Genomic DNA, 12617 nt, shown 5'->3' on the forward strand with positions numbered 1-12617 from the left:
CAACCAACAGGCGCAGAAGCCGGATGGCTTTTGCATGCGGCGAACTCCTTGCGCAGAGCTGATGGTCGCGGAAGGCCGGTGATCTGCACTGAAATCACATGGGAGATGGAACAGACGGTCGAGTCTAATTCGCATCAAAGCGTGGCCTTTTAGCTTTCTCTGCGATAGCCATCCATTCTTCTCCCAGCTTTAGCCACGCCTCCTTGTCGGCTACGCTTGCCGCCTTCTCAGCCTCATCGAAGCAATCCTTCGCCTGGCGCAAGTATCTCGCAGCGTCATCACTCATAAGCCTACAATCTGCCTGCCTAACAAAGGTGCCAAGCGCAAGGCGATCAGTCCAGCACGCAGGCCCGCCAGGGTGAACCGGCGGGCCTGTGATTACTTCTTGATGCAAAGACCGATTGTCGGCGAGGTGCCGCATCTTGCACCGTCAGCGGCTCCTCCAGCCGGACAGAATACCGATACCAGTGCTTCGCTGGTGTCGCAGTTGACAGCGCCATCTGCCTGCACCGCCCGGATATTGACCGATGCGGGATCGCCCTTGTCCCCCTTGTCGCCTTTAGGCCCCTGAGGACCTTGGGGGCCTTGTGCCCCAGCAGGTCCCTGTGGACCGGGGACGCCCTGAATGCCTTGCGCACCTTGGGGGCCGGCGGGGCCTTGCGGTCCTGGATCGCCCTTAGGCCCTGGTTCTCTTCCACATCCAGCAAGTGCAAGCGCGACTGCAAGCGCCGATACGCCGATCAGTTTATGCATTCCTACCTCCTGTGTCCGGAGGCATTAAACTGGCTATAGAGGAGTGCGGCAATAGAGAGGCCGGCCATAACAGCCAACTCAAGGCAGACGGACCACCTCCTCACCTCGCTCCATCGCTTGCAAGTCGATCTGTAGAACGGTGTCGAGCTTCTTCAAAAGGATGGACTTAAAGGGCTCCGAGGGTCAGATCGGTCGATCGCCCGCATGACTGTAAACCCACTTGCCCATGTTCGACAGTCGGCCAAGGACTACTCTTGGCCGCACTCAAGTCTGTACATCATCTGATCAAGCATACTGATGGCCATTTCGGTGCTCCAAGTCTGCTCCGGTTCTAACGCCAGCCTCGCTCGCAAGTTTCTCAACACCACGGCTTGGCCGGCGATGGCCAGTTTTCCTCTCTCATGCCATCACTGCGTGGGTCCAGTCCCGATAGCCGATCTGCTCCAGCAACCCGTCATGATCGGCAATGCCGGACTCGGTAGGGTCTTTCTCCAGGTCGGTGCGACCGCCTCCAGCCCATGTCTCTTGGCTGTGATAGTGATCGAGGCTTCCCAGAGACGGCTCGCTGTCGCAGTCGTCGTGCTCGGCATCGTCACACGCGCCCATCGCCCACCGGCCTTGATCCAAGGCGCCCGGCGGATCTTATTGAGACCGGCAAGCGTCTGCTTTGGAGCCGGACCAGGCGCAGGTACAAGATCCCGAGCCTTAGGTCGGGAACGAATCAGCGCCAGCGCGTTGAATCCACATGTGTGCTGTAGCGTTGCGTCAGTCTCGTCTGGGAGTATCGCGCGTCTCGGGCGCCACCAAAGCTGCCATTCCTGGTTACATCGAACCGTGTGACCCCACGTTGCGCGAAAATCCCCCACGGGGCGAGGGTTGGGCCTACGAGATCAAAGCCGACGGCTACCGCGCGCAGCTCCACCTCAGCGACGGCGACGTCAAAGTATATTCGCGCATGGGTTACGACTGGACCGAGCAGTTCTCGTCAATTGCCGCCGCCGCGCACCAGTTGAAAGCAAGCAGCGCGATCATCGACGGTGAAGCCGTGGTGTACGGCAGCGGCGGATTACCGGACTTTCAGCAACTCAGGCGCGAGCTCGGAAAGAAGCGCAGCGAGCGTGTGCGCTACCACGCATTCGACCTGCTCTACCTCGATGGTTATGATCTGCGCGGAGTTGCGTACGAGGATCGAAAACGTTTGCTACAGGTCCTGCTGAAGCATGCGCACCAGACCTTCATCTATGTCGAGAGCCTGGAAGCCGATGGTGACCGGATCTTCCACAATGGCTGCGAGCTAGGCTTGGAAGGGCTCATCGCCAAGCGGCTTGGCCAACCCTATCGCTCAGGCCGGCAGGAGACCTGGCTCAAGCTGAAATGCAAGAAAAGCGAGACATTTCCTATCATCGCATTCGTCGAGAAGCTCGGTGCGCACCCGCGCAAAGTGGCCTCTCTTTATGTCGGCCGCCGCGAGAACGGCAAGCTGCTCTACGCTGGCAAGGTGCGCACCGGTTACACCGAGGCCACCGCGCGCGAATTGCGTGAGCGGCTTGATCCCTTCATTCGCAAGACGTCTCCGCTCGATGTGCCCGTGAAGAAGCCGAAGGCGACTTGGGTCGAGCCGGCCCTTGCGGTCGAGGTCCAATATGGCGCACTGACGGACGACGGTCTCCTCCGAGAAGCAGTGTTCAAAGGACTTCGAGACGATCTCGCGGTGCGCAATATCAAGGCGCCGCGGCTAGTGCCATCCGCTGCCGGCCGGCCGAACCTAGGCGTCCCAAGAGAAAACATCCTGCAGCTTCTTCCCGAAGCCGTTACTCCGTCGAAGGATGAGCTCGCCCAGTACTGGAGCCGGGTATGGAAGAAGGCCCTCCCGCGTCTTGGCCATCGGCCGCTCAAGCTCGTGCGGCATGTGCACGGCACCACCTTCTATCACAAGGGGCCGCTGCCGAAGGACATTCCGGAAGCAGTCCACCAGCTCCGTATTCAAAAGCGCGAGGGCGGAGAGGGCACGCGCCTCTGGGTCGACAGTCTCGATGGCCTGCTCGGTCTGGTCGAGATCGGGGCGGTCGAGCTTCATCCTTGGAATGCAACCGTTGAGAACTTCGAGCATGCCGACCGCATCGTGATCGACCTCGATCCGGGAGAGGGTGTGGACTGGGAAGCCGTATCCGACTCAGCGCTTGAACTCCGCACGCTAATGAAACGAGAAGGCTTCGAGACCTGGCCCAAGCTCACCGGCGGCAAGGGGATTCATCTGATGGCGCCACTGGACGAGCCGGTGCTGCACGATAAAGCCCATCGGATCGCGCATCAACTCGTCTCCGTGTTCGCCGCGCGTGATCCCGATCGATACATCCTCTCTGCTCAAGCTAAGCGCAGCGGCCGCATCTTTCTCGATTACTTGCGGAACGGGCGCGGCACCACGGCGATCGGCACCTATTCGCCGCGAGCCCGCGAGGGGTTCCCGATCGCGGCGCCCGTGACTTGGAAGCGTATCGAGGGCGGGATCGCGCCGGATGCGTTCACGATCGACAGTCCCTTCCGCGTGAGATCGATGAGGTGAGCCAGATGACTGATGCATTCGACCAATGGGTGGAATGGCGCTACAAGGCTCCGGGCGACAGACGCGGCATTCCAGCCGATGTCTACTCCGCCGTAATGATGTTGCCTGAAAGTGATCGATCCGACCGGCAAAAGGTCAATGAGGCGGTGCGCAGGCACGATGAGGCGCGGCGCGCGGGCAGGACAGCCTGGATCTATCTCGACGACCATCAGGACGGCAGGGCGCTCACAATAGGCGAGCCTGGATGGGTGAAGGTTTTTGCCTCTGCCGGCGCGGCCGACAGGTGGTTCGATGCGAACGATGCCGAAGGTGTGGCCTGGGAATACGAAGTAGAAGGGGGCCAACCCCGAGGGTCGGTTTGGCTCTCTTCGAGCGCTCCAGAGACAGGAGCGATTGGCGATCCCAATTGGATCAAGGTTTTCGCCTCTAAAGACAGTGCGGAAAAATGGGTTAAGAACAACGACTCCAACCGTGAGATTTGGGAGTACCTGGTTCAGGAGTGACACGCCTGAGTGCGTTCAGGTCTGTGGTCAGGTGCTGGTATTTCAGGAACGACTTTGGTCCTTAAGCGTCTCGTTTTAAAGACGAGCCGTGCCCATGTCGCAAGACGCAGACCTTACTATTCGATGTCCTAAGTGCCAGAAGCCGATGAGGCTGGTAGAACGGCTTTGGAACCCCAAAACCCCTGGCTACATTCGCGTCTACAAATGCCAGTGCGGGGAACTGGTCTGGGATGACTGATGGACGATAAGGAACCGCCTCGCACTCCGATTCCTCCACCTGATTCCAGAGCGGACTGAAGAAGCTCGACAGGTCGCTCAAGAATACGCAGACGACCAGCGGGCAATTATTGAGAAGCTCCGCCGCAAGATGACCTAAGGCCGCCTCAGTTGGCGGCCTCTTTCATGCCGGCCCCGTGATGGCACGTCGCGGGTCGCCTTGATCGAAATCAGGCCGGACATCGGCGCCGCGGCTGCCGCAGCCCTGACATACGAAGCGGGGTTCAATGTCCGAAAGACGTACCTCGTCCGGCCACTGATCGGCTTCCAAAGCGACGTTGTGGCCGCAGTGGCAATAGACCAGGATACCGCGCAAGCCCATCGCCCGCATCTCGCCGAATGTGATCTTCATCGGCCGGCCGTCGGCGCGGGTCGGCGTATGGCGTCGAGCGGGTCGGGGCATTGTGATTGCGGCGCCTTGGGCATCGTGCCCAGGGAGGATTGATTCCGCGGAAAGCTATCAGACACAACCCGCCAGAATGGCGCACCCTAGCGCTCGTTTCGCATATACGGGCTCTTCTCCGAGACATGAAGAAGAGAGGGGTCCGATTTCAACACGGCTCTAGTGTCAACGGCGAACTTCGGCAGGACCGTCGTACAGACACTCGCGACCAGAGCGATTGAAGACAAAGCGCCGATTACAATCCAACGCTCCCTCTGCATGTTAGCCTTCCTGGCAGAGTACCAATGGCAAAGCCAACGCGGGTCATCGACGACCCGTTCCTATTCTCGATGCGGGCTCTCGTCGGTCGGCGCGCTGCATGATCGGCATTTCAGAGAAGCCTCCAGTTCCGGCGTGTCTTGAGGGCTGGCGTCAAGGGGCAGGCTCGCGGTCTTGCAGCGGGCGCACTCGACCTCGAGTCAACCAACGCCGCCATCGCGGCACTGGCAGATCGTTGGGGAGGGTCGAGCGGGGCCGCCGTAGCTTCCCATGCGGATAGACCGAGCTTGGGCTTCCCGCCCGATCAGCCTCCCGAACGGCCTGCTCGGCGCGTGCGCGTTGATCTTCGCGCCCATGATCCGACCGCCCCAGACTACTTCGCGTGACCTGTTGTCCCTGCGGATAGATTCCGACAAATGGAGCAAGAGGCAAGCCGCTAGGTGTAGCAGTGTTCCGTGACGTCCGGTCAGATAGGTTGGTCAACGACCGTAGCGCGGCCGCGAGAAACATTTTTGAAATGCCGAATTAAGGTTGCTCCGTCGGGCAAAACAGTGGTTCATAGGACGCTGGCTACAATTCAGCAGGACCAGCTCAATGGCCGACGAACACAAGGCTGCTTCCGAACTGTCGAAGATCGCAAAGCTCAACGGAGACTTCAGGAGGAACTACGGCCCGCTCTTGGGCGCGTTCCTATACTTGCGGTCTATCAGCGCCGCGAGTGGCCGTTCTTGGTTTTGGGCCGGGTTTGCTTCGCTTCTCGGCTCGGCTGCCCTGGGGTGGGTGAGCCAGTACGTTTCTTCGTTGGTTCGATGATCCGTCGACGGAAAGGGTAGCAGCATGCGAGACGCGCGGAGCAGGCGGCGCACTGTTACCCACAGCTGTCGCAGAATCCTGAAGGTTGCAAGGTCGAGTGGTGCCGCACCTAAAAACATTCCCGAAAAAGATAGTCGAAGCTTGCGCGATTGGTTCGGAGAGTGCCAACCATCGGCGAGCTTTGCCGAACTCCCGTCTAAGCCTGTGGCATAACATGGTATCGGCGAAGGGGCCGGGACATGGCGCAGGCGCGAGGGGCTGTTGAAGCAAGCCAGGTGCGGGTGCGGGCCGCGCAGTACATTCGTATGTCCAGCGAGCAGCAGAGGTATTCGACCGCGAACCAGGCGCTTGCGATCGCAGCCTACGCCATCGAGCACGACCTCGAGATCGTGCAAAGCTACATCGACAAGGCGAGGAGCGGATTAACGATCAAGGGCCGCAGCGCGCTGCAGCAGCTGCTTCATGACGTGAAGACTGCTCAGGCAGATTACAGCGTCATCCTTGTGTTCGATGTCAGTCGCTGGGGCCGCTTCCAGGACGCCGATGAAAGCGCCCACTATGAGTTCATCTGCAGAAGCGCCGGCGTTTCGGTTCAGTACTGTGCCGAGCAGTTCGACAACGACGGCAGCTTCATGTCGAACATCGCAAAGCAACTGAAGCGCATTGGCGCGGGTCAGTACAGCCTCGATCTCTCGAAGAAGGTGTTCGCCGCGCAATGCCGCCTGGTCACCCTGGGATTTCGCCAAGGTGGTTCCGCGGGCTATGGCTTGCGTCGTGAGCTTGTCGACGCGGCTGGCCGATCGAAGGGCTTTCTAGCCAACGGACAGCGCAAGGCCTTGCAGGAGGACCGGGTGTTGCTGCGGCCCGGACCACCGGAGGAGCAGGAGGTTGTCCGGTGGATTTTCCGGTCATTCGTCGAAGAGCGAAAGTGCCCATCGGCCATTGCCAAGGAGCTGAACGGCGAGGGCATTCTGAACCAGTTCGGGCGCCGATGGACCAGCTGGACGCTCCGTTATCTGCTCAAGAATGAGCACTATATCGGAATAAACGTCTACAACCGCAGCAACTGGAAGCTCGGGCAGAAACCCAAGCGCAACCCGCCCGAGGCCTGGATCCGATCAAAAGCGTCGTTTGCACCGATTGTGAAGCCGGCGCTGTTCTGGAAAGCTCAGAAGATTTCGAGCCGGCGACGCCTGCTGCTGTCGGATCGGGACATGCTGGACCGGTTGAAGGCGCTGCTGGTTGAGAAAGGCGAGCTGAGTGCCTCGATCATCGATGCCTCTTTCGATCTTCCCGGCAACGGCGCGTATATCAAGAGGTTCGGCAGCCTCAGGAAGGCCTATGCCGCCATAGGCTATTATCCGGACAGCCTGAAATACCATGACGGGCGCCGCGCGGTCATCGCGACCCTGGTCGAACTTCGGGAGGAATTTGCCGACGAACTAGTTGCGTTCGGACATTCGCTTGCATTCGATCAGAAGACAGGCCTCATCACCATTGATCGTGCGCTTAAGGTTGCGATCGCGGTGGCGCGCGCAAACGTTGCCCGCGGAAAGTTTCCCCGATGGGGAATTAGGCGGGGAATCGACCAACGCGCAGACCTCGTCGTTGTCGCACGGATGGACGAAGACAACCGCGAGGTGATGAGCTACATTGTGCTACCACCGGCGCGGTTGACGGGCGCGTTTTTGCTCACGGGTGAACGCACCCCCGGCAATATCAACAATAGCCAGCTGGCCACATTGGAAGAGGCGGTCGAGGCGGTGCTTCGTTTCAAAATTCGCAAGGAGGGGCTCACGGCGGCGAGCGGTAGCCGGAAGTCCAGGCCGCGCCGCGGGAGCTGACGCTATCCGCGCGGCGCACATTCACCTCGAGCCAGGCACAGCCGGCACGCGCGCCAAGTCCTTAAAGCACCAGGTAGATGTCGCGGTTTGAGGCGATCGGCCGGTACGATCGAGGGGGACGAACGCTGCGGATCGTCTAAGCCGCGGCAAAGACTCGCCTGCGCCCTGAAAGGGCATCGGTTACTGGCTTCATCCATGGCCGCTCAACGCAGGCATAAACCACGTATGCAGCAATGATGAAGAGCAGGATGCCGGTTCCGCGCGCAGGAACGTCAGACGGAGCGACGTTCCACCAAGCAAACAGCATAGCTCCCAAGTCTTGATGCAGAAGGTAGAGCGGATAGCTGACCAGGCCAACTAAGGCGACTGGCTTGAGGAGCGCCGGCGCGCGATATTGTGAGGCCGCAAAGAGTGCAGTCGTGCTCATCAGCAGCACCGCAAACCTCGACCATCCGATTGGCGCGGATGGTTCCTTATAACCGAGGAGAACGTGACTGATTTCGAGAAGGCAGGCAGCAAGGATGCCTATCGCGGCCAGCGTCACGCCACCCTTACGATAGGTGGCGACGCTTAGACCCGCGATAAAGAAGGAGAGGAAATTGTTGGAATAGGGGTTCGCTGGGTTGGAGAGCAAGAAGCGCACGAAGCAGTAAATGCAGATGGCTGGTAGCAAATGCTTGCGTAGGCCGACCGCAATGAGGACAGCGCACAGCGCGTAGAATTGAAACTCAACTTCCAGGCTCCAGAATGCACCATCGGGCCTGACATATTGCAGATTCGCGACGTTCAGCGTTGGCAGCGCCACCAATGTGTAGAGTGCATCAAACCAGGAGGGGATGCGGCTCGCATCGATCAGGTCGGGGAAGGCGTGCTTTGCCGCAGTTATGAAGAGAACAGCGACAGCCAGAGCAGGGAGAAGACGCCCCAGGCGCTTCGCATAAAACTCCCAGGCTGTTTTGGATGAGTCGGCGCTGAATGAGATGCAGTAGCCGCTGATCGCAAAGAACAGCAACACTCCGTCAGTCCCAGCCGGAACGTTTAAGTAGTGGTAGGAGACCACCCATAGGATGGCAACACCTCGCAGGCAATCAATGCCAAGCGATCTTTCCGACTGCGCATTCATTGCGAAAGCGTAGCGGACAACCTAAGCGCGCGCAATACACAGAAATAGCAGGGCAACACGTCGAAACACCGCGCCAAAGCTGCGATGGCCGCATTTGCTGCAGGTGAATTGCGGCTCGAGGTCCGAAAGGCGCGTATCGTCCGTCCAGCGGTCGACGTCGGCCGGCGCCAGGCGGACCATGTGGCCGCAGCGAAGATATTCCCGCAGTAGATCAGTAGTCCGCGCGTGCCGCCGCGCCCGCCTTGCGGGTTGCGCATTTCGCCGAGGGTGATTTTGGGGGTGGGTGTCACGGCCGCATTATCGCGAACAAATCGGCGGGCGAAACCGTGTAGCCTTGTTAGCTGCCTCCCAATGACGGGGAGCCCAGGACAGCTTGTGACCCAACTACGACATGGGGTAGACCGATAACAGCCCGACATGCTTAAGTTGCTGGGCTGAATTTCCGGTTTGGGGGCTTTTTTAAATGATATCTGTTGGCTTGGGGCGTTCGGCTGATCCGCCGAGCGCGGAGCGGTTGGTTGCTTGTTATGAGACCTTCGTCGAAAAGCATAAGCCCGTTCGAATCTTGGTGGCGGTATGGGCAATCCTGACGATACCGCTCGTCTTTTTCAGAGGGTACAATTCCGACGAAGGCCTTGCGGTCTCTATAGCGAGAACCGCGCTTGAGGATGGCGAATGGCTAGTCCCCCATATGTTCAACGTCCGATGGATCGAACGTCCGACCCTTTTGGCCTGGATCATTGCTGCGGTCAGCGAGCCATTTGGGACAGTGAACCAAATATCGTCGCGCACACCTATCATTCTGTTCGTACTGGCGGGTTGCGTTCTAATATTTCTGCTATTGCGGAAGGTCTCGGCAAGCGCTCCCGCGGCTCTCTTTGGAGCTTTGCTATTCTTGGCCTGCCCACTCGTAATACGCTCTTATTCGTTGATCACTTCAGACCTGCCGCTTGCTGTGCTGCTTTTCCTCGCATTTTTCCTGTGGTGGGAGGGGCAGGAACGCGGTTCAGTTAGTTTCAAGCGCTGGATTGCGATCGGGGTTGTCCTATCGCTTTCAGCTCTCATGAAGGGGCCACAGCCGCTAGCATACTTTTGGTTCGGGATCGGTCTGTTTGTTTTAATGAAGCGCGATTGGCGGCAAATCCCCGGCCTTACTCTGGCAGCTATCATTGCTGCTATCCCGGTTTCGGCTTGGTACGCCGCCAACTTCCACGCTGGCGACGAAGGGACTTGGTCAACCTATATGCGCCTGTCGAACCCTAGTCAGAATTTTTTCAGTCCGCCAGTGGCATTCCTGAAACTGCTGAGTGAAACAGTGCCCGCCGCATTGGCGACCGCGGTCTTTTTCGCACCCAGAAGAATTTCCGGAAAACTCGTTGCTCCGCCTCGGTTCACACTTGCCCTCGTCTGCTACAGCTTAACGGCCTCCATTTTTGTTGTTTTTTGGCCGGGCGGATCGACCCCTCGCTATTTCTTCCCCGCGGTGCTGCCCCTGTGCGTGTTTGGTGGGATGGCCTTCGACGCGCTGCGTTCGACAGCAAGGCCGGGCCTAGTCGCGGCACTGCTGTTGGTGACGCTGTCGCCGCTCGTGTATGCACTTGGTTACTCGGCTGCTTCACCATTTTTTCCAACACTATTTCGTAAGGCACAGCTCCAGGCTGCTCAAATGACCGAACTGGTGCACGGCTCTCTTGGTCCTATTTATCGGAGCGGAGATACTACTGGACTAAATATTTTGCCCTATGTGCCGGGCCGCATCGTTGGTGCGAGCCTTGACGAAATGATGGTCGCGCATGGGCCAGCGTGGATGGTCACTACCATTGCTGAGAGCGAGAAGTTGCTCCAGGCTAGAGCGGGAGATTTGAAATCGGTGATGCCATTAGGCGATCGGGAAGAATTGAGACTACTGCGTCTGGACAGGTGAAAGACCAGATGCAAGCCTGATGTGCACGTATCATCTTGTCGGCTTATGACCTAAGCCGAAGCTCGCTTGAAGACGTGTCATTTCGGCTCTCGGACCGGACGCCAATCCAGCTTGGCATCTACCGCTGCTTGTGGACCCGAAGCGGACTCGAAGGATTGGAAAGGAGGCTGCCCCTACTTTTGGTTGAGTTTTCGAGGAATCGGCCGATTATGCGTGTGTCCTTCGGTTGAGACGAGTTGGGAGCATGCGTGTTCTGAGAACGTTGAGGCTTATCGTAGCGATAGTGCTTATCGGCGCTTTAGCTTTCAGCGTCTGGCTAACCTTCATCCCACCCAATGGGCTGTTGTCCGCCACGGCTTACGCGGCGAAAATGGTTTGCTCGAATGTGTTCATTGCCAGACGCAATGCGGATACGGTGATTAAAACCGACCTCGCGCTAACACATCCACATCTCGTCGAACGTCTGCGCGTCAATGTCGACACAGTCAACCAGGGTGTGGAGGCGTCATATCGTGGCCTGTTTGCCAAACGCTACGCTCAATATGAGGAAGGACGTGGTTGTACCCTGGTGTCTAATTACGGAACCGCCAACCGCGCTGCGCCGTCTTCATTACCAGAAAAGCCCAATGCGCTGTGGCCGGTCGGCGAGAGCGCTCAACTGTCCGATGACAAGCATTTACTGACGGCGCTGAACGATGCGGCTCTCCAGGGGTCGGGCATGCGCGCGATCGTCGTGGTCCAGGACGGGCACATCATTGGTGAAACCTACGGCGAAGGCTTCAACGCTTCGACGCCCTTGCAGGGCTGGTCGATGACGAAGACGGTGAACGCCGTCTTGGCTGGCATGGCTATCAAGGACGGAAAGCTGTCGTTGGATCGCAACAATCTGTTTTCGCAGTGGGCCGCCGACGCGCGCGCGGAAATCTCGGTGGCCGATTTGATGGCAATGACGAGCGGTTTGAAATGGAGTGAAGATGGTGATTCTCCCGACCCCGACGGGTTGGAGAATCTCGCAAACGATGCGGCGGCTTTCGCCAGGGACCGTCCGCTTGTCGCCCCACCTGGAACAAAGTTCAACTACTCCGGGGGCTCGTCCGTTCTGCTGGCGCGGCTGTGGCAAAACGCGGTGGGAGCGGACGCGCGAGCGTATCCACAGGAGCGATTGTTCAAGCCTTTGGGCATGACAAGCGCTGTACTTGAGGCCGACCCTTCAGGCACATTCCTCGGTGAAGCCTTTCTATTCGCCAATGCGCATGATTGGGTTCGCTTCGGTGAATTCCTGCGCTTGAACGGAGTGTGGAACGGTGCACGGCTTTTGCCGCCGGGCTTCGTCGATTACATGCGTTCGCCTGTGCCGACCTCCGACGAGGGGAATGGCCCGGTATACGGTCGCGGCGGGGTCTGGTTGGCGCAGGGGCAAGGATTCCATCTCCCCGCCGATACCTTCATGTTACAGGGGCACCTCCGGCAAGTGATCGCGATCATTCCTTCGCGCAAACTCGTTATCCTGCGAATGGGTCTAACGCGCGAAGATGTTGGCTACAGCGTCGCCAAACTTCTGTATGCGATCGTCGCGGCGTGCCAATCGCATCAATGATGCAATGACTTCCGCTTCTGGCCCGAATGCGAAGTCTAGACAGCGTCCCGGGTGGTCCGCTCACAGGAGTAGACCCGAACCATGCGGCTGGCCCTCCGAAGGGCGCTTGACCCAAGACGGACGTCGGGCGGCCCGCTCGCACGTTTTCGCCTAAGCACTCGTGAAAAATGGATCAGCTCTACTGACGCGCCTTAGCTCGCACTAGGCATCGCAACAAAGCTCGATCCATTGTTGAGGTTCTATTTCTTGTTCTGGTGTTCGTTGGTAAGCGTCGTTTTCAAGCCACGGCTTTGAGGGCTTGAGCGCGGTAGGACCAGGGCAGTAGCTGGTCGATGTCGCGGTTTGGATGCCCGTTGACGATCCTGGTCAGGACATCGGTGAGATAGGCGAGCGGATCGACGTCGTTGATCTTACAGGTCTCGACCAAGGACGCGATAACAGCCCAATGTTCCGCGCCACCGTCAGATCCAGCAAACAGCGCGTTTTTGCGGCTGAGCTTGATGCCGCGGATCGATCGTTCGACCGTGTTGTTGTCGAGTTCGATGCGGCCGTCATCGATG

The 12617-nt window shown here is 58.8% G+C and carries 8 protein-coding genes; 5 read left to right on the forward strand and 3 right to left on the reverse strand.

What is annotated here, in order from left to right; all coding sequences use genetic code 11:
• Positions 1-1498 precede the first annotated feature (1498 nt).
• Both ligD and HZZ16_RS37020 read left to right on the forward strand, forming a co-directional pair.
• On the forward strand, positions 1499-3316 hold the full coding sequence (ligD, locus tag HZZ16_RS27210) for a DNA ligase D (protein ID WP_197952904.1): 1818 nt from the start codon (positions 1499-1501) through the stop codon (positions 3314-3316).
• A 5-nt stretch (positions 3317-3321) separates the two neighbouring features.
• Positions 3322-3819, forward strand: coding sequence for a hypothetical protein (locus tag HZZ16_RS37020; RefSeq protein WP_210342634.1), 498 nt, complete (start codon positions 3322-3324; stop codon positions 3817-3819).
• Positions 3820-4219: 400 nt separating this feature from the next.
• Here HZZ16_RS37020 and HZZ16_RS27220 read toward each other — a convergent pair whose 3' ends face one another.
• A complete protein-coding gene (locus HZZ16_RS27220; protein ID WP_197952905.1) occupies positions 4220-4498 on the reverse strand; it encodes a hypothetical protein in 279 nt (92 codons plus the stop codon).
• Positions 4499-5808: 1310 nt separating this feature from the next.
• Here HZZ16_RS27220 and HZZ16_RS27225 point away from each other — a divergent pair.
• Entirely contained in the window at positions 5809-7413 is a 1605-nt protein-coding gene (locus tag HZZ16_RS27225) for a recombinase family protein (RefSeq protein WP_197952906.1), read from the forward strand.
• Between the two features lie 136 nt (positions 7414-7549).
• Here HZZ16_RS27225 and HZZ16_RS27230 read toward each other — a convergent pair whose 3' ends face one another.
• Positions 7550-8536, reverse strand: a complete 987-nt coding sequence (locus HZZ16_RS27230) for an acyltransferase family protein (protein ID WP_197952907.1) — start codon at positions 8534-8536, stop codon at positions 7550-7552.
• Between the two features lie 463 nt (positions 8537-8999).
• On the opposite strand from HZZ16_RS27230, the gene HZZ16_RS27235 reads away from it, so the two are divergent.
• Both HZZ16_RS27235 and HZZ16_RS27240 read left to right on the forward strand, forming a co-directional pair.
• Positions 9000-10460, forward strand: coding sequence for an ArnT family glycosyltransferase (locus HZZ16_RS27235; protein WP_197952908.1), 1461 nt, complete (start codon positions 9000-9002; stop codon positions 10458-10460).
• 244 nt (positions 10461-10704) lie between these two features.
• Positions 10705-12057, forward strand: a complete 1353-nt coding sequence (locus tag HZZ16_RS27240; protein WP_197952909.1) for a serine hydrolase domain-containing protein — start codon at positions 10705-10707, stop codon at positions 12055-12057.
• A 277-nt stretch (positions 12058-12334) separates the two neighbouring features.
• Here HZZ16_RS27240 and HZZ16_RS27245 read toward each other — a convergent pair.
• On the reverse strand, positions 12335-12617 hold a 283-nt coding region (locus tag HZZ16_RS27245), incomplete at its 5' end, for a transposase domain-containing protein (protein WP_197948773.1).

This window comes from Bradyrhizobium glycinis (genome assembly GCF_016031655.1).
GTDB classification, from domain to species: Bacteria; Pseudomonadota; Alphaproteobacteria; order Rhizobiales; family Xanthobacteraceae; genus Bradyrhizobium; species Bradyrhizobium glycinis.

Coding starts and splice junctions, on each gene's coding strand:
- ligD (WP_197952904.1), top strand. CDS start 1,499: ATGTGTGCTGTAGCGTTGCGTCAGTCTCGTCTGGGAGTATCGCGCGTC.
- HZZ16_RS37020 (WP_210342634.1), top strand. CDS start 3,322: ATGACTGATGCATTCGACCAATGGGTGGAATGGCGCTACAAGGCTCCG.
- HZZ16_RS27220 (WP_197952905.1), bottom strand. CDS start 4,498: ATGCCCCGACCCGCTCGACGCCATACGCCGACCCGCGCCGACGGCCGG.
- HZZ16_RS27225 (WP_197952906.1), top strand. CDS start 5,809: ATGGCGCAGGCGCGAGGGGCTGTTGAAGCAAGCCAGGTGCGGGTGCGG.
- HZZ16_RS27230 (WP_197952907.1), bottom strand. CDS start 8,536: ATGAATGCGCAGTCGGAAAGATCGCTTGGCATTGATTGCCTGCGAGGT.
- HZZ16_RS27235 (WP_197952908.1), top strand. CDS start 9,000: ATGATATCTGTTGGCTTGGGGCGTTCGGCTGATCCGCCGAGCGCGGAG.
- HZZ16_RS27240 (WP_197952909.1), top strand. CDS start 10,705: ATGCGTGTTCTGAGAACGTTGAGGCTTATCGTAGCGATAGTGCTTATC.